The organism is Quyinboa sediminis (assembly GCF_042219855.1).
Lineage (GTDB): Bacteria > Bacteroidota > Bacteroidia > Bacteroidales > UBA5342 > JBHJHP01.
The window spans coordinates 94,472-113,087 of sequence record NZ_JBHJHP010000005.1 but is presented as its reverse complement, the minus strand read 5'-3'; the positions used below and the strand labels follow the sequence as shown (position 1 = coordinate 113,087).

At 42.1% G+C, this 18,616-nt stretch carries 10 protein-coding genes; 7 read left to right on the top strand and 3 right to left on the bottom strand.

Annotated elements, in window-relative coordinates; translation table 11 throughout:
• Nucleotide 1: 1 nt before the first annotated feature.
• Genes ACE1EF_RS13070 through ACE1EF_RS13060 form a run of 3 tightly spaced genes read right to left on the bottom strand, consistent with a single transcriptional unit; the run spans nucleotide 2 to nucleotide 2,801 of the window.
• Complete coding sequence (locus tag ACE1EF_RS13070) at nucleotides 2–520, bottom strand: YeeE/YedE thiosulfate transporter family protein (protein WP_375721121.1); 519 nt, start codon at nucleotides 518–520, stop codon at nucleotides 2–4.
• On the bottom strand, nucleotides 517–1,188 hold the full coding sequence (locus ACE1EF_RS13065; protein WP_375721120.1) for a cytochrome b/b6 domain-containing protein: 672 nt from the start codon (nucleotides 1,186–1,188) through the stop codon (nucleotides 517–519). Before ACE1EF_RS13065 ends, ACE1EF_RS13070 begins: the two co-directional genes overlap by 4 nt.
• Nucleotides 1,189–1,199: 11 nt before the next feature.
• Nucleotides 1,200–2,801, bottom strand: coding sequence for a tetrathionate reductase family octaheme c-type cytochrome (locus ACE1EF_RS13060; RefSeq protein WP_375721119.1), 1,602 nt, complete (start codon nucleotides 2,799–2,801; stop codon nucleotides 1,200–1,202).
• A gap of 336 nt (nucleotides 2,802–3,137) precedes the next feature.
• On the opposite strand from ACE1EF_RS13060, the gene ACE1EF_RS13055 reads away from it, so the two are divergent.
• The 7 genes from ACE1EF_RS13055 to ACE1EF_RS13025 are packed head-to-tail and all read left to right on the top strand — an operon-like array spanning nucleotide 3,138 to nucleotide 18,559.
• Nucleotides 3,138–4,049, top strand: a complete 912-nt coding sequence (locus ACE1EF_RS13055; RefSeq protein ID WP_375721118.1) for an ABC transporter ATP-binding protein — start codon at nucleotides 3,138–3,140, stop codon at nucleotides 4,047–4,049.
• Nucleotides 4,046–7,435, top strand: a complete 3,390-nt coding sequence (locus ACE1EF_RS13050; RefSeq protein WP_375721117.1) for a hypothetical protein — start codon at nucleotides 4,046–4,048, stop codon at nucleotides 7,433–7,435. The genes ACE1EF_RS13055 and ACE1EF_RS13050 overlap by 4 nt, the downstream gene beginning before the upstream one ends.
• A gap of 3 nt (nucleotides 7,436–7,438) precedes the next feature.
• A complete protein-coding gene (locus tag ACE1EF_RS13045) occupies nucleotides 7,439–8,923 on the top strand; it encodes a TolC family protein (RefSeq protein ID WP_375721116.1) in 1,485 nt (494 codons plus the stop codon).
• Nucleotides 8,924–8,927: 4 nt separating this feature from the next.
• Complete coding sequence (locus ACE1EF_RS13040; protein WP_375721115.1) at nucleotides 8,928–9,989, top strand: efflux RND transporter periplasmic adaptor subunit; 1,062 nt, start codon at nucleotides 8,928–8,930, stop codon at nucleotides 9,987–9,989.
• A 19-nt stretch (nucleotides 9,990–10,008) separates the two neighbouring features.
• On the top strand, nucleotides 10,009–13,128 hold the full coding sequence (locus ACE1EF_RS13035; protein ID WP_375721114.1) for an efflux RND transporter permease subunit: 3,120 nt from the start codon (nucleotides 10,009–10,011) through the stop codon (nucleotides 13,126–13,128).
• Nucleotides 13,128–17,831: an efflux RND transporter permease subunit gene (locus ACE1EF_RS13030; protein WP_375721113.1), complete on the top strand. Its 4,704-nt coding sequence runs from the start codon at nucleotides 13,128–13,130 to the stop codon at nucleotides 17,829–17,831. The genes ACE1EF_RS13035 and ACE1EF_RS13030 overlap by 1 nt, the downstream gene beginning before the upstream one ends.
• An 11-nt stretch (nucleotides 17,832–17,842) precedes the next feature.
• Nucleotides 17,843–18,559, top strand: a complete 717-nt coding sequence (locus ACE1EF_RS13025; RefSeq protein ID WP_375721112.1) for a hypothetical protein — start codon at nucleotides 17,843–17,845, stop codon at nucleotides 18,557–18,559.
• Nucleotides 18,560–18,616: the final 57 nt, after the last annotated feature.

Here is an 18,616-nt window from a genome sequence, read left to right as displayed (position 1 = left end):
CTTATTTTAACCACAGTTTTCTAAAAAAATATGCTACACCATAGGCCATTCCGAATATTGCCATCATGGTTACTATTCCTCCAAACGATAAAACCGCCATACCACTGAGGGCTGAACCGCTGGTACATCCCCGGCCAAGCTGTGAGCCATACCCAAACAGTGCACCACCGACTATTGCTCCGACAATACGGATGGTTTTTGTTGCTTTCGGGCCTTTTTCAAGTTTTAATCCTACTCTGTTGGACATGACTCCTGAAAAGAAGGCTCCGATTACCACGCCTACCATTTCAAAAACCAGCCAGTCATGCATCGGGCCGTTGGTATGGGCCTCATTGTATTCTTTAAAAAACAACGCTTTTTCCGCATGGGCCGGTGCAATGTCATTTACAGTTTCAACCACTACACTTTTCAGTGCTCCACTGGCTCCTAAACCACGTCCGGAAATATATATGGTGGCCAGTAATATTAATCCGAGGAGGAATCCTGCCAGATAAGGATTCATATAAGGTTTCTCTTTCATGCTTTTGTTTCTTTTACAGGTTCAACATTTTTATCTGTTATTGTTTCTGCTGCTTCATCTTCGTCATCGTCCAGATCCTCATATCCGGTTATCATGGCCTGAATATTAGAGGTCGGGGTATGACCTGTTGTGGTCATGTAAACATGTACAATAAGGAAAACAATCAACAGAAAAGCGCCAAGGGTGTGCCAGAATGCGATCGATTCAAGCGAGAAATCCTTGATCACCACGATATTGTTTTTATCCAAAGTTTTCTGGGTCATGTAAATTATACCTGACACTACTGTCACAGGGATCAGAAATAATTTAAATCCCAGGTAGGTAAGTCTTTGCAACGGATTCATTTTGCTTAACTCACTCTTTTTTGTTGGATGTTTTTCACCTTTAAACATGCCAACTGAATAATACATGATCTGTGCTTTCAGCTTTTTGGTCGTTGGAATATACTGCTTCCATTCACCCGTTACAACGTGCCAGAAAATGGCAAATATAATGAGTACAATCAGCATGTACGATGCCACACGATGAAATAACGCGGCATGTTCAAAGCCGAATACGGTGAAAGATCCGTGGACTTCAAAGCCCGTGACAGCAAGAAAAATTATTAATGATGCCTGTGTCCAGTGCCAGAAGCGTTCAAAACCTTTATAAATATATACGCGTTTCAATGTCTTAAATTTTATTGGTTATCTTCTTCGTAATTTATGTTCTCTGTTTTATATCTGTTTTTGCGGATAGCCACAATTATCCGGATCAGAGCATGAATTAAAACACCCAGTAATGCGGCACCCAAAAGGAAGTGCGCACCTGATTCAAGTGGTTTGTTATAATCCCTGCCCGGCAGATAAAAGTCATTCAGTTTTGCCAGACGTCCGTTATTGTCGCGGGTATGACATTCTGAACAGGAAAGGGCTTCCTCTTTTGGCGCTACCATATGATTTATAGGCCAGTACATTTCCGTATTGACAAATCCATAGTCTCCGCTATACGGTAATCCTACACCTTCCATACCGGCTCTTGCGGCTTCATCCCAGTTAAAATCCATCCAGAACGCACTGTCACCTTTTTCAGGGCCGTAAAGTTTTGGTTGAATTAACATTTTGTATTTTTTATCGTAAATCTGATCTCCCTTGTGAATCTTAACCGGTACAATTTTGGAATCCGGGTCATCGTGTGATCCGAACAGCGTATTCATCTGAACGGGAATGGATTTAATGGTATCACCAAGTACATAATGATCGGCCGTTCCGTTAAACCACATATAATCGGGTTTTACGTTCCGTTCCCATTTAAAATCTCCTTTAATGGACAGGTAGGTGTGATTCCCCAGTGAATCTTCTTCCGAATAAGGCTCACCATCTTTTAATTTACCTGCTGAGGACCAGTGCCATGCCATTTTTGTGGCGTTAACTTTGGCGTATTCAGGAATATGACAGGTCTGGCAGGCTACCTTCGCATTGTGACGGTTCAACAGGTCATCAAAATGCGGGGTGGACGTATGGCACTGTTCACAGGTTGCCCGTTGTGTATTGGTTGATGAAACAGAATATAACCGACCACGAATCTGGTGGTTTTTTGCGGTATGACAGGCTACGCAATTCATATCCATGCCATTGGCTGCCATGTGTACATCAACATCCCGGGTACAGGCCAATAGCGCCTCTTCCAGATCACCATGTTTAACGTTGTTTCCGCCGCCACTGTAGAAATGACAGCTGCCGCAGTTCATTTTCTTTGGATTGCCGACGCTTTGTGCCACTTCCTTAAGATTTACGGTCCGGTCAGGATATCCGGCAAGGGCAGCACCTTTGTGATAGTCCTCGCTGTTGTCGTGACATACCATGCAATCCACATTTCTTGCATTGTTAAAATCAAAATGATCGTCAGACATCCCAAATCCGATATGACACTTGGCACATGCCTGCTGATTGGTTTGTGATCCGATACAGAAGTTGTTCAGTACATTCCGTTTACCTGTAGCTGTAATTCCTCTGCCTTCAACATACGATATACGCTCCCAGTTCCAGTGCGACGAATTCATCACCTCTTTATGACGTTCTGTATGGCAACTGTTACAGGCCTCTGTGACCTCCTGGGGCGTTTTAAACTCCCGGTTGAGTTCAGGTAATTTACTGTGATCAATGGAGGAGACCGGCTTAATGGCATATTCCTGTTTCAGCTTTTCGAGCTTCAGGTTGTAATATTCATTGCTTTGAATCAGGTTGAGTAAAACCAGCAAGGCAACTACTGTTAATATGACTGTAATTACAGGTTTAAACATACGATGTAATACTGTTAAATTGTTTTAAAAAATTCCGCTGTTATTTAAACTTATTTCAAATATTTTCTGAAACAAAGCGCTAAGGTACTGCAATTTTAATTAACTAAAAAAATCATTAATATAAATAATTAGATATATATAAATATGTATTTAAACTGATTAAAAATTAGTTACGGAGCCCTGATATGATAAGGCTTACCAAATATATGAAAAATACGTAAAGAGAGTAAGTGTATAAATTATAAGAGGACATAGTTGCATATATTTATGTTAAATCTGTTAAAATTTTAAATTTTTTAAACTTGCTGGAATAAACCTAAATTGGATGATGTCTAAATGAAAATTGAGAAAGCTTTTGTGGAAATCAAAATAAACAATCTGAAAAAAGTATATCCCGGAGGATACGAAGCACTTAAGGGTGTCAATCTTACCATCAGTGAAGGTATGTTTGGACTTTTAGGACCCAACGGAGCAGGTAAATCAACGCTGATGCGTATTCTGGTTACCTTAATGAATCCGTCAGAGGGTGAGGTGCTGCTAAACGGGAAAGATCTTGTCAAACAGCGCAAGGAAGTACGTGAAATGCTGGGTTATCTGCCACAGGATTTCCGGTTTTTCGCCAAGATGAAAACCTGGGAATTTCTGGACTATTCAGCCCGTCTGGCAGGCATGAGAAGCCGGAAAGAAAGAATGGCAAGGGTTGACGAAATGCTGGGTAGTGTAGGTTTATATGAATTCAGGAATCGTATGGCCAACAAATTATCCGGGGGTATGAAAAGGCGTTTGGGAATTGCCCAGGCCCTGATCGGTGAACCCAAAATAATTATTGTGGATGAACCGACCACTGGTTTGGATCCGGAAGAACGGATCAGGTTTCGAAATCTTTTATCCAATATCGGACAGGGCGATACCATTATTATATTATCAACACATATTGTTGGTGATATTTCAAGTACATGTAACCAGATGGCACTATTAAATAAAGGTGAACTGGCTTTTACCGGTTCTCCGGAGCAGCTGATAGAAATGACGAAAGGACATGTGTGGCAAATAGAAGCTACCCAGGAGCAGTACGATGAATTAAAAGTAAAATACCCGGTGATCTCAACAATTCCTTCCGGTTCAGGCTGGGAGCTGCAGTTGGTTGGTGACAATGTGGAGGCTTATGATCCTCAACCGGTATATCCAAACCTGGAACATGCCTATGTCTATTTTATGGAGTACAAATTAAACAACTGGTCGCTGTGATTTCTATACCTAATATATTAAATGTAGCACATTACGAACGGAAGACTTTGCTTCGAAGCTGGTTTTTCAGGATATTCTTTATTATAGCATTACTGGTTATCGTTTTTCTCGACCTGGCATTCTTTATTATTCCGGCAGCTGCTCAGTGGGATTTCAGGGCAGTACCGGCAAATTTACCTTTAATCAATATCCTTCTGCTTAATGTGGCACAGGCCGTTATCGCTATTTTTCTTGCATCAGATTTTCTTAAGCGGGATAAAAAAATGGATACGGCGGAGGTCATTTATACGCGGTCTATTTCAAATAATGAATACGTTATCGGGAAAACATGGGGAACACTTTCTGTTTTTTTCGGAATGACCGTGTTTTTCCTGGTCATCACACTGGTTTATAATCTTATTATTCCGGATACTCCTGTTGACTGGTTGGCATATCTCTACTATCCGCTGGTCATCACACTTCCTACCCTTGTTTTTATATTGGGTTTTGCATATGTTTTGATGATTCTTATCAAAAACCAGTCCGTAACTTTTTTAATTCTGATTGGCTATGTCGCACTGACCCTGTTCTATTTCGAAAATAAATTTTACAGTATATTCGATTACATGGCGTTTTATACCCCGATGACCTTTTCGGGTATAACAGGATTTGCAGACTGGCCTATGCTTCTGGCACATCGTCTGTTTTATTTTGTTTTGGGTATGGCCTTTATTGCTGCAACCATAACAAGTTTTAACAGGCTTCCGAACCGTGTGTATGGAAAATCGTTCTATTTTGTTCTTTTCCTGATTCTGCTTGGTATTGGGGGTGCAGCAGGCGGATGGTATCTTGTGAATTCGTCTTCCGTTTTTAAAGAACGAACGGCATATCTTGCGCTTAACAACAGGTATGCTAAGAGCAGCTATCTGAATATAACTTCAAATGATATCGACCTGCAGCATAAAGGAAATTCCATCTCAGTAAATGCACAGATTAAAGGTTTAATGCCGGAAATAAAAAATAATGATACACTGATCTTTTCTTTAAATCCCGGATTGAAACTAAAAAGTATTACAGGCCGTTCAGGGGAACCGGTACAGTATGTGCGTGAAAAACAAATTATAAAGTTGCCTGTGGATAACGGGAGGCTTAATGATACGGTTCAGTACAACTTCAGCTATTCCGGTTCAGTGGACGATGCATTTTGTTATCTCGATATTCCGGAGGAGGAGTTTCTTAAAAACCGCAATGTGGGGCCGGTAAAACTGGATAATAAGTTTTCATATGTTGGCAGTGAATTCGTTTTGCTTACACCTGAAACATTCTGGTATCCTATTCCCGGAGTTGGTTTTAACAGTACCACACTGAAAACGAGAACAGGCTACTTCTCAGATTACAATCTCCATGTAAAAACATCCAAGCGAATGAAACCTGTTTCACAGGGAGAGATGAGTTCTGATGGAAACGGTTACACTTTTAAACCCGTATATCCGGCTAAAGGCCTAACACTTGTAATTGGTAAGTTTGACAGCATTGGAATCACAGTGGATTCTGTTGACTATAACCTGTTCTATAAACCAGGTGATGATTTTTTCAGCTATCATTTATCCAATTTAAAAGATACCATCGGTTATATCATTCAGAATGAAAAATCAAGATATGACAACAGCAACTTCATTAATAACTTTCCGTATCAGAACGTAAATTTTGTTGAGGTGCCGGCTCATTTTATGTTTTTCCAACGACTTTTGGATAATTCATTTGAAACAACGCAACCTGAGATCTTTCTTTATCCGGAACGGGGTATCGGCATGCAGATGGCAGATTTCAGGAGGTTTAAAAAATATGAAAGTTTCCGGAACAGGGGGCAGACAGTACGACCTGTTGATGCTGAAGTCAATGTATTCAGAAGGTTTATTGGAAGCACTTTCTTTTCCAATGCAGGATTGGATATTAACACTGAAAACCGACGGTTCAGTAACAGCCCGGTTTCTTACAATGGCGTTCAGTACACTTTGAACCCTTTCTCCTTCTTCCCATACTATTTCAGTCTTGTTGAAGGCGTGGATTCAAAAGAGTATCCTTTAATGGGAACCATACTTGAAAGTTACCTGCGATCATCCGATAACTTTGATTTTCGTGGTGCCATGCGTGGTGGAATGGGAGAGGAAGAAGAAGCAAATCTATTACTGCAAAACAAATCTGTTTCTGAAATCATAGCCGATCCGGATAAGAAAAGCATTATACCGGTTGTCATCCGACAGAAAGGTTCGTTTTTACTGGACGGATTAAAATACAGTGCCGGTATAACCGGGTTTGACAATTTTCTGTATGATTTTCTTATGGACAACAGGTTCAACATTATTGAAACCGATTCATTAAAAGCGGCATTTCAGCGGAAATTCGGAGAAGATATATCGCCTTTTCTGGCGCAGCTGGGAGATAAAGGAGACATTCCTGCATTTGAATTTGGTAAAACCTTTTATATTGAGACAAGGGATGATATTGGACCGGTCTACCTGGTTAAATTCAAGGTGACCAACATCTCTGCGGTGGATGGAATTCTGGATATTGACTTCAGGATGGGTGGCGGAGGTTTCGGCGGTGGCGGAGATCAGAGTGAGGAACGGATATACCTTTTTAAACCTGATGAAACCAAGGAAATACAGATTATGTTATTTGATATGCCGCGGTTAATGATGGTCAACACTGTATTATCACAAAATATACCGGCATCCTATAACGAGTTTATGCGGTCGCCCGAAACGAATTACAAAATTATTCCAGAAGAATATGCGCATACGGTTTCTGATCCTGTTTCGCTGTATAACGATAATGAATTCGTGGTGGATAACGAGGATTCCGGTTTTTCTATGGAGCAGCAAAACACGGATACCCGGATCAAACAGTATTTTGATAAACTGAAAAATGAGGAGGAACCGAAATACGGATCCATTGATCCCTGGCGTATCCCGCACGTATGGCGAAGCATAGCACATACCGCCTTTAATGGCTCCATCATAAAATCTGCTTATTATACACACGAAGGAAACGGTGAACGAACGGTAACCTGGCAAAAGGACTTGCCTTCAGATGGTGTATATGATGTATATGTTTATATACCGCGTGATGCCATGCTTGGACGAGGGCGTGGAAGACGGGGCGGTGGTCCGGGTGGTGGCGGAGGTCCGCAATTTGAGGAAGCAGGAAAAGAGTACCAGTACTTTGTGTATGCCGGACAGGATAAGGAAGAAGTGGAATTTCAGATGAACAACAGCACCGAAAACGGATGGAATAAACTGGGATCATTCTTTTTCCCGGAAGGTACAGCAAAAATTGTACTGACAAATAAAACAGATGCCCGCAGGGTATTTGCCGATGCAGTAAAATGGGTAAAACGAAATTAAAATATGAAACGCTTATCACTATTCACAATCACATTATGTATGGTATCGCTCCTGAGTGCTCAGGAGATGTTAACCATAGAACAGACGTTAGATGTTGCCATGCAAAACAGTCCTGACATCAGGCAGGTGGAAAACTCCATGAACCGAAGCCTTCAAAGACTAAAGGCGCAGGAAGCAAGTCAGAAATCACAGTTTTCATTAAATACAACACCCCTGAGTATATCGTATGCCAATTCGTACAATGCTAATTACAATACGTATTACGACAATCAGGATATAGGATCGAACATGAACCTGAACATTATGCAACCGCTTGTTGCTACCGGAGGACGATTAACATTATCGAACAGGTTAGCTTACGGGTATAACAAGAATAACCTTACTGAGGATGGTAGCTGGCAGGATAAGAATAACTATTCCAATAATTTAAGTCTCTCATTTAGTCAGCCGCTTTTTACATACAACACTTTGAAAATGCAGTATGAAGAGCTTAAGTTAAGCTATGAAAACTCGGCTATTCAATATGCTATAACCAAGCTAAATCTTGAGAAGCAGGTTCGTCAGCTTTTTTATAATGTTTATCAGCAACAGCAAAGCCTCCTGATAGCACAGGAAGAATTGAAGAATAACGAAGAAAGTTATGAGATAATAAAAAATAAGGTGGATGGAGGTCTTTCCGCTCTTGAAGAACTCTATCAGGCAGAACTGAACGTTGCCACATCAAAATCGGATCTTTATAATCAGCAGGTTCAGCTACAGAATACAAAAGACAACTTTCTTTATCAGATAGGTGATGATATTGACAAGGATATCATGGTTATTACCGACATTACTGTGAATAAAGTTGAAGTAGATCCCAAAAAGGCAGTTGAGTTGGCCCTGAAAAACCGGATGGAGCTACGTCAGCGTGAGATAGAAATACAGAATTCGACATTTTCTTTAATTCAGGCAAAGGCAACCAATGAATTTTCCGGTAGTCTTAATGCGCAGCTGGGAGTGTATAACAGTGGTGAGAACTTTAGCTCAATGTGGAATAGTAAAAATACGAGTATCCAACCAAATGTTGGTTTAAGTTTCGATATTCCACTGTTTGACTGGGGATACAGAAAAGCAACGATAGAAGCAGCTCAGCTGGCTTTGGAAAATAGCAATATGAATATGGAGTTTCAACAATCAGAAATAGTTTTGGGTGTACGGGAAATTATCCGGAGCCTGACGAATCTTTATAACCAGGTGGAAATTGCCAGACAGAGCCTTAAGAATGCACAGTTAACCTACGATATTAACCTGGAACGCTACAAAAACGGAGATCTGACCAGTATGGATCTGCGCCTGTTTCAGAATCAGTTAACGGGTCAGAAAAACTCTCTGACCAATGCCATCATTGCCTACAATCTGGAACTGCTGAATCTGAAAATTCAGACCTTATATGATTTTGAGAAAAATGAACCTGTAATACCGGAAATAGTAAATAACGAAAAAAAATAGAACCATGAAATCAGCAATTTTTAAACTTACATTATTCGCTTTTGCCTTGCTTTTGCTGACAAACTGTAAACGCTCTGTTCAGAGTTATTCTGCAGAACTGGAAGTTCCTGTGTCAGTAAAGGAAATTGTACCCTCAACGATTGAGTCATTCATCAATACCACCGGTTCAGTTTATGCCTTAAAAGATGCTACCCTGAATACGGAAATTGCAGGCAGATACCGCCTTCAGAAAAATCCTGCTACAGGTAAACCTTATGCTCTGGGTGATAAGGTAAAAACCGGTGAGGATATCATTAAAATTGAGGACAAGGAGTATGAAAACGGTATCCGTATAAAATCCATTCAACTCGACCTTGAGATCTCAAAACAGGAACTGGAAAAGCAGAAGAGCCTCTACGAAAAAGGTGGTGTGACGATGCGCGAATTAAAAGATGCTGAAATTCAGGAAATAAATACAGAATATGAAATGGAGAATGCGCAGTTGAGTCTCGCAAAAATGACCGTGACTGCACCTTTTGACGGAACCATTGTAAACCTGCCGTATTTTACACCGGGCACGAGGGTGGCCAGTGGTACAGAAGTACTCCGGATTACCAATAACAAAGAGTTGTACCTTGAGGCCAACCTGCCGGAAAAGTATTTTCCTGAAGTGAAGGAGAATATGAATGTATACATTACAAATTATAATGTGCCTGACGATACTTTACACGGTGTGATAAACCAGATTGCACCGGCTATTGATCCTGACGCCAGAACATTTAAAACATTTATTACCATCGACAACGGCAAAGGTCTGTTGCTGCCCGGAATGTTTGTGAAGGCTGACCTGGTTGCTAAAAGAAGCGAAAATACGATCGTCATTCCCAAAGACATAATCAGGGGTAGAGGCCGTGTGCAGTCTGTTTTTATTGCTGAATCAGGCTATTCAGCAGAACGACGGATTACAACAGGAATTGAAAATAACGACTATGTGGAAGTGACCGAAGGATTAAGTGTGGGCGACAAGCTGATCACCCGGGGCTATGAAACCCTGCGCAACAGATCGAAACTGAAAATTGTAGAGTAAATTTTAAAACCGAAGTGTAATGCTGAAAAAAATAACAGGGTTTTCTGTCAACTATCCGGTAACGGTTACCATGGTGATAACCGGAATATTGTTACTGGGCTACATCTCCTTCCAGAGATTAGGCATCGACTTGTTCCCTGATCTTAATAATCCACGTTTATTTGTGGAAATCAAATCCGGGGAGAGACCGCCGGAGGAGATTGAAGAAATGTTTGTGGACCGTGTGGAAGCGTTAGCCATTCGTCAGGCCGGTGTAACTGATGTGTCATCCGTTTCAAGGGTTGGTCAGGCGAGGGTAGAAGTGGAATACTCCTGGGGAAAAGATATGGACGAAGCGTTCCTTGATCTCTCCAAGGCGCTGGCCGTTATCGGACAAAGCGAAGAGGTGGATGAACTGAATATCACACAGTACGATCCGAATGCTGAACCGGTGATGCTGATTGCCTTTCAGAGTAAGATGGATCAGGATATGGATGATCTGAGGAAAGTGGCAGAAAACTATATCCGGAATGAGCTGATCCGACTGGAAGGTATTGCCGATGTGGAGATTGACGGAGGAGAAGAGCTGGAAGTCGTTATTGAAACGAACGATTATCTGTTAAAAGCTTATGGTATTACCACGAGTGAACTGGTAAGTAGGATAAACAGCTTCAACCAGAATGTATCAGGTGGATCAGTTGTTGAAATGGGACGCCGTTATGTGGTGAAAGGGATGAGTGAACTGAACAGTCTGAGCGATCTCGAGAATGTGATTGTTAAGATGGCCCGCCCAACCAGTGAGACAGCAACAACACAACAAACAACACAGTCGGTTCAGGCTACACCTGTGTTGTTAAAGGAAGTGGCTAAAGTTTACTATAAACCCAAGGACCGTGAAAACCTGGTAACCATAAATGGTGTTCAGGCCCTTGGATTATCGGTTTATAAGGAAACCAAGTACAATACGGTGCAGGCTGTTGATGATCTTAAGGAAGCCCTCAAAACCCTTCAGAAAGCACTGCCCGGATATACACTGAAGGTGGTGCAGGATCAGGGTGATTTTATTTCATCTGCAATCAACGAAGTTAGAGACAGTGCTATTTACGGAATTATACTGGCCGTTTTCGTTCTGTTGTTATTTCTGAGAAGAATAGGACCTACACTTATTGTTTCCTTTGCGATCCCGATATCCATAATTGCCACATTTGTACTGATGTACTTCGATAACCTTACCATGAACATCATGACGCTGGGAGGTTTGGCTCTTGGAGCCGGAATGCTGGTTGACAACGCCATTGTGGTCATCGAAAATATTTTCAGGTTGCATGAGAGTGGAGAAAATACCAAAGATGCAGCAATTAATGGTACATCACAGGTTGGTGGAGCCATCATTGCATCAACACTCACAACTATAGTCGTATTTCTTCCTATTGTTTATCTGCATGGGGCATCCGGAGAATTATTCAAGGATCAGGCACTGACTGTTACCTATTCTCTTTTGTGTTCTTTGGTTGCAGCCATCTTTATGATACCGATGTTTTATTACTGGATGTACAAAAAGAAAAAAACCATTGTTAAAGCATCCAACAGATCGGTAAAACTAACGTGGTATGGCGAAATGCTAACCGGTTTTCTGAATCACAGAGGATTAATCATTCTGCTTGCTTTCTTAATTATGGGAGGAGGATACTGGATGATGAGGGATCTGGGAAGTGAGTTTATGCCACAAACCGAATCGAGGGATTTTTATGTGGATATTAAAATGCCGGAAGGCACCCAGCTTGAACGAACTTACGGTGCTGTGCAGTCGGTTGAACGGGTGATCCGGGATATTACCGGTGATGATCTGTATATGATTTACAGCCAGACCGGACCTTCATCCGGGCTGACATCGGAAGAGAACGGTGATTTTGAAGATCAGAATATGGCGACCATAAAGGTAGTGCTTGAACCGGACAGTACGATACCGGCGCATGTATTTATGGAGCAAATCAACAAGTATTATCCTTCATCTGACGACATTGATGTTGTAACACGACAGGAACAGACGGCATTGCAATCCATACTCGGAAATGAAAGTCAGCCCGTTGTGGTTGAGATATCCGGTGAAGATCAGGATGAACTTGAAGATTTATCTGTTCAGGTTATGAATTTACTGAAGCAGAATCAGAACCTGGCTAACCTGGCATCCTCTGTTGAGGGAGGTGCGCCTGAGGTGGAGGTGGTGATTGACCGTTACAGGGCAGGACTGCTGAATGTCAGTGTGTCTGATGTTGTCAATGTAATTACACAGCGGCTTGAAGGAACATCAGCAGGGCAGATGGATATCTCCGGAGAGCTCAGCGATATAACCATTAAGATGGACCGCACATCGCTGTCACAACTTTCTGATTTAAGGGTTACAGCCGGAGAAGTAGAGATTCCTATAAGGGATGTAGCTACCATTAAAACAGCTTCAGCACCACGCGAGATATTGCATAACAACCAGAACCGTATTGTTAAAATCACAGCTGATATCGTCGGAGATATTCCGCTGGATAAAGTCTCTACTGAGATTACACAGCAGTTAAGTGAAATAGCGTTCCCTAATGAATACAGATATCAGATAACAGGAGAGGAAGCACAACGTAAGGAGTCGATGGACAACCTGACCTTTGCTTTAATTCTTTCCCTTATTCTGGTTTATATGGTGCTGGCTTCTCAGTTTGAAAGCCTTGTGCATCCGTTTACCATTATTTTAACGGTTCCTCTGGCAGTTGTAGGAGCGGTCGGAATTTTCTTTATTCAGGGTGCTGCCTTAAACATTATGGCTTACATCGGTATTATTATGCTGGCCGGTATTGCGGTGAACGACTCCATTATCCTGGTGGATGCCATACTGCAACTGCAACGCGAAGGATATAAGCTTAAGGATGCAATAGTAGAAGCAGGACAACGAAGGATACGCCCGATATTAATGACAACACTGACTACCATTCTGGCACTTTTGCCTCTGACTTTCGGATTCGGTGAAAGTGCTTCATTGAGGTCACCCATGGCATGGGCTGTAATTGGAGGTTTGATAACATCCACGTTACTGACATTGGTTGTTATCCCGTGTTTTTACTATGTGATTGAAACAGGACTAATCAGGTTAGGATTAAAAAAGGAGAATAAGTAATGCGGTTTGTGGTCAACAGGAAGGTACTGATATCAATGCTTTTCCTGGCAGTAACAATGCTGGGTGTAATCTCCTATAAACAACTGAAGATAGAGCTTTTCCCGAGTGCAGAGCTTCCGGATGTATATGTTCAGATTTCTTCTTCGCTTGAAGTGAGTCCTGAGTATATGGAGGAAAAAGCGGTAATCCCTCTTGAAGGGGTAATCGGCAGTCTGGAGGGAATAGATGAAATAGAGTCTACTGCAGGAACCAGAAGCGGATCGATACATATTACCTACCAGGATGATGTGGACTTTAAATATGCGTATCTCAAGCTTGAAGAACGCATAAACAGTGTCAGGGGATCACTGCCGAATGAATTCCAGCTGAATGTGGCCAAGGCCGATGATCAGATGCAGAGCATGAATACCGTTCTCATGGAACTTCAGGTACGGGGTGGCGGAGGAACCGACAGGTTGCGCAATGTGGTGGATGAAAAAATCGGGCCCGAACTGGAGAATATTGACGGTGTTGCCGGCATTACCATTTATGGAGGCCGTGAGAAATCGGTAGAGGTTATTCTGAACCGTGAAGCGTGCGAAGCCCATCATATCACCCCCGCTTCGGTTCGAAGGATGTTATCCGCCAGTCTGCAGGACAGAAGTTATGCAGGAAAAATAACGGAAAGGGGTAAACGCTTCTTTGTATATGTGGAAGGGGAGTATCAGAAAGTCTCTGATATTGAGGATCTGGTGATCCAGGATAATATCCGTCTAAAGGATGTGGCAACGGTGTTTTATGGTGAAAAGGATGAAACGAGCATAAGCCGTGTAAATGGGAAAGACGCTGTGAGCATTGTTGTATTGAATGATGCCCAGGCAAATATCATCGATGTGTCACACGCGGTTAAGAATGTGATTGCAGAGCAGAATGAAAAATATGCTTACCTGGATGTGGAGGTTGTTGTTCAGCAGAATCTGGCTGAAGTGATGGAAAATAATATCGACCAGATCATTAATCTCGCCCTTACCGGAGGTCTGCTTGCCATCTTTATTTTATGGGTTTTTCTAAGAAATATAAGCCTGGTCACTATTGTTGCGCTGGCTATTCCTGTATCGGTATATTCTGCCTTCAATTTTTTCTATGCATACGATTTAACCATCAACAGTCTGACCCTTGTCGGTCTTGCGCTTGCTGTTGGTATGTTGCTGGATAACAGTATTGTTGTACTCGAAAATATTTACCGGCTCCGATCGGCCGGTTACAGTCCCGCCGATTCGGTCATAAAGGGAACGCGTGAGGTCTGGCGGTCCATTGTGGCTGCTACCTTAACCACAATCACGGTGTTTTTACCCTTTCTGTTTTCGTCAAATTATCTGATTGAATTATTTGGTAAACATATCGGGGTATCCATTATCAGCACACTTATCGTATCCTTAATTGTATCGATGTTGCTGATTCCTATGGCCGTGCATGTCGTTATAAAAAAACAGCAGGCAGGTAAAATTAACTCTTTCAAGTCAGTCTCTATCCGCAACCGTTCGGTCAGGTTTTATCTGTTGTTTTTGAAGATGGCCTTCAGAAATCCGGTCGCTACTATTTTAACCGGTGTCGTCATCTTTTTTGTAACCATCGTGGGAGCCAATCTTGTGAGTATAAATACGAGCCAGGAAGTGCAAACCAACGATTTGCGTGTTTCTGTGACCATGCCTTCAGGTTCAACGCTGGAAGCAACGGATAAACTCGTGACACAAATTGAGGACAAACTGAAAGATGTGGAAGAAATACAGGATGTGATATCCAGTATTCAGGAAGAGGATGCCATTTTAACACTGAAACTGAAAGATAAATTTGAAAAAATAAACGATCTGTCCTTTGCTGATCTTTCTGAAGCCATTCAGCGTAAGATTGGCGAGATGGAACCCGCCGATATAAGTATTTCCGGTACGGCATCATCCGGTGGCCTTGGTACCGGAGGTGGAAGTTCGGGAAGAGGTTCCGGAAACAGGGGTAATACGGGATTTCTGAGAATGATGGGAATAGGCGAGGAGCAGGATTATATCGTGATTAAGGGGCAGGATTTTGACCTGATGATCACCATCGCTGACGACCTTGAGTATTATCTTGAAGAACTGGATAATGTAAGTCGAGCCTGGGAGACAGCCCGTGAAAACCAGCCGGAAGCCCGGATAAATTTCGATCGTCACCTCATGTCGGATTATAATCTTTCGTTGCAGGATGTGTCTACAGAACTGAACGCATTCAGCCGGCAGGTATCTTCAAATGTGAATTTTAAGCAGGGAAACGAAGAGTATGAGATCATGATTACCTATGATACCGATACGGCTGATACAAACGTGGATAAGACCTTCGAGGATCTCAGGGAATTGCAGGTGTCCAGTTCATCAGATCCAAATGGTACCGGTCATGAGCTTGGGGCTTTTGCCAATGTATATACCGATAGAGGCATTCGCGAGATAACACGCTTGAATCAGACCAAGCATCTTGAGGTGATATACCAGTTTAATAACGAGATTTACGAGTCAAAAGCGCTGCTTGAAGCGGCTCAGATGGAGGTAGAACAGGTAGTTGAAGCCTATAATATTCCGCAGGGAATTGCAGTTGAAATGGTGCATGAGGAATCCGATCTGAATGAGTTTTATACCTTATTCGGGATAGCCTTTCTGTTGATTTACATGATACTGGCTGCCGTTTTTGAATCCTTCATAACTCCGATTGTACTTCTGTTCTCTGTTCCGCTGGCAGCTATCGGTTCATTCCTGTTTCTAATCCTTTCGGGTAACTCGTTGTATAATGCAAATACACTGACCGGTTTCCTTATTCTTTTGGGTATTGTTGTCAATAACGGAATTATACTTATAGACTTTACCAATATCCTGCGAAAACAGGGTAACAGGACTTCACGTGCACTGATTACAGCAGGCTTGTCCAGGGTAAGGCCGATTCTGATTACGGCCATAACCACCATTGTGGCGATGATACCTCTGGCTATGGGAGATGCAGAATATGTTTCGCTTATCGGTGTTCCCTTTGCCATCACAGTAATTGGTGGTCTGTCTGTAAGCACTATCATGACCCTGGTGTTTATTCCGACACTTTATCTTGGACTTGAGAATACCGTTAAATGGATTAAAAATCTGAAGCTGAGTGTATCTATACCAATGGGAGTGTTGGTAGTAGCCGGACTGGTCCTTACCATTATGGAAATCAACACATTCACCTGGCAGTTAATTGTGGGATTTTTAGTCATCACCGCCATTCCGGCCATGGTATACTTTGTACTGAGCAGTTTGAAACGGGCAAGTACAAAACTTATTGGTGATAATGAGCCAATCATTATTACCATTCAGAACCTGGTAAAAATATACGGCCGGCCATCTCTGTTTGGCCGTGAATGGAGTTCGTCGATGGCCATGTCAGGTGTGGAAGTTGACGACAGCAAGAGCAGGCGGGAGCTTTGGCAGGGACTCATCTGGCAGCTTCCACTTTTCGGTTTCCTCATATACCTGGGGTGGTTTCACATGACTGAAGATATCTATTCCTTTATTGTTGCGGTCATTATTTATATCATGTTCCTTGGCCTGATGGGCGTCTTTATCCGTGCACAGGTCAAAGCGTACAGATTTTTGAATAAACTGAAAACCATTCTCTTTTTTGGAATACCGGCTATTTACGGCGTTCTGTTCTATATGCGCTGGCATAACCTGGCGATGGTAATAATTATTTCGGCCTTATGGTACCTGGTTATTGCTGCTATGGCTATCTCGCCATCTCTCTTATCAGGGCGAAGAAAACCCGATAACTATCCGAAGCTGTTCCGTTGGTACGTAAAACTGGTGTTAAAAATTCCGGGTATCGGATACCAGAAGGAACCATTTAAAGCGCTTAAAGGTGTGAGCCTGGAAATTACAACAGGAATGTTTGGTCTGCTTGGACCGAATGGTGCAGGAAAATCAACCATGATGCGGAACATCTGCGGAATTCTGGATCAGAGTTACGGTAAAATATGGATTAACGGACATGATACAGAATATAACCGGGAAGAACTGCAGGGCTTGATTGGTTATCTTCCACAGGAGTTTGGCATGTATGAAAATATGTCGGCTTACGCTTATCTGGATTATCAGGCTATATTAAAGGGAATTACGGACAGAACCTTACGAAAAGAACGCATCATGTACGTGCTTGAAGCTGTACATATGGTTGAAAACAAGGACAAGCATATCGGGTCATTTTCCGGTGGTATGAAACAGCGTATCGGTATTGCACAGATATTATTGCATTTACCACGGATACTGGTTGTGGATGAACCAACTGCCGGACTCGATCCGAGGGAAAGAATCCGCTTCCGTAACCTTCTGGTTGAGCTAAGCCGTGAGCGGGTGGTTATTTTCTCTACGCATATAATAGAGGACATTTCAAGTTCCTGTAACTATATGGCCGTAATCAACAGAGGTAACGTGGTGTACAAAGGAACACCGAGGGCCATGGCCGATGAGGCAGAGGGTAAAGTCTGGCGGTTTAGTGTGCCGGTAGAGAAATTCGAGGAAGTGACGAGGGACCTTATTGTGGTACATCACATGAGAGAAGGAAAAAATATCAGGGTCAGGTGTCTGTCTGCAGAGCAGCCTTATGAAGGGGCAGTAAATGAAACACCGCTGCTGGAGGATGCATATTTGTGGCTGATTAAATCTACCCGTTAAACTGAAAGAAGATGAAGTTTTCATTAAAAAATAGTGCAGTACGTCTGTCAAAACTGGTGGCATATAACCTTAAAATCGTCTTTGGTGGCAAGTTTTGGTTATTTATTCTTTCCGCACTTATTTTCTTCCTTGTATTTGGTACCATCAGCGCATTCAACAGTGACTATTTTACACAGGATGAAGTATACGGATTACTGATGCTGCCTTCATTGCTGCTGGTCTTTTATCCCACAGTATTTGGTATTCAGAATGATGCAGATATGAGAACGCTGGAAATTATTTTCGGCATACCGGATTACCGGTATAAAGTGTGGTTTGTCCGGCTGATTATGATATTCGTGATTGTATTTGCACTTTTGTTTCCATTGGCTTACCTGGCAAGGATCCTTTTAATAGATTTTGATTTTATGGCTATGATCCTGCAGCTTATGGTCGTGGTTTTATTTGTGGGAAATCTCGGATTTTTTCTGTCAACATGGATTAAAAACGGTAATGCAACTGCAGTGGTCGTTGTGCTTATCGGGCTGTTCTATTTTATAATGTCAGACAGTTTAAGGGACTCTATGTGGAATATATTTCTAAACCCTTTCCGACAACTGGATGGAACAGCAGCTCTGCTTTGGAATGAAACCGTCCTGTATAACCGAATTTTCATGTTATCTGCTTCTGTAATCTTTATCTTGTTTGGTCTTCTTAACCTGCAGAAGCGGGAAAAATTTTTACGATAAATACTGACAACTAAATTCATATGCACAATACTCATCGGATGACTGGATTACATCCGG

Excerpts from the sequence above, each read along its gene's own strand:
- ACE1EF_RS13070 (WP_375721121.1), bottom strand. The coding sequence starts at position 520 with ATGAAAGAGAAACCTTATATGAATCCTTATCTGGCAGGATTCCTCCTC.
- ACE1EF_RS13060 (WP_375721119.1), bottom strand. The coding sequence starts at position 2,801 with ATGTTTAAACCTGTAATTACAGTCATATTAACAGTAGTTGCCTTGCTG.
- ACE1EF_RS13055 (WP_375721118.1), top strand. The coding sequence starts at position 3,138 with ATGAAAATTGAGAAAGCTTTTGTGGAAATCAAAATAAACAATCTGAAA.
- ACE1EF_RS13045 (WP_375721116.1), top strand. The coding sequence starts at position 7,439 with ATGAAACGCTTATCACTATTCACAATCACATTATGTATGGTATCGCTC.
- ACE1EF_RS13040 (WP_375721115.1), top strand. The coding sequence starts at position 8,928 with ATGAAATCAGCAATTTTTAAACTTACATTATTCGCTTTTGCCTTGCTT.
- ACE1EF_RS13035 (WP_375721114.1), top strand. The coding sequence starts at position 10,009 with ATGCTGAAAAAAATAACAGGGTTTTCTGTCAACTATCCGGTAACGGTT.
- ACE1EF_RS13030 (WP_375721113.1), top strand. The coding sequence starts at position 13,128 with ATGCGGTTTGTGGTCAACAGGAAGGTACTGATATCAATGCTTTTCCTG.
- ACE1EF_RS13025 (WP_375721112.1), top strand. The coding sequence starts at position 17,843 with ATGAAGTTTTCATTAAAAAATAGTGCAGTACGTCTGTCAAAACTGGTG.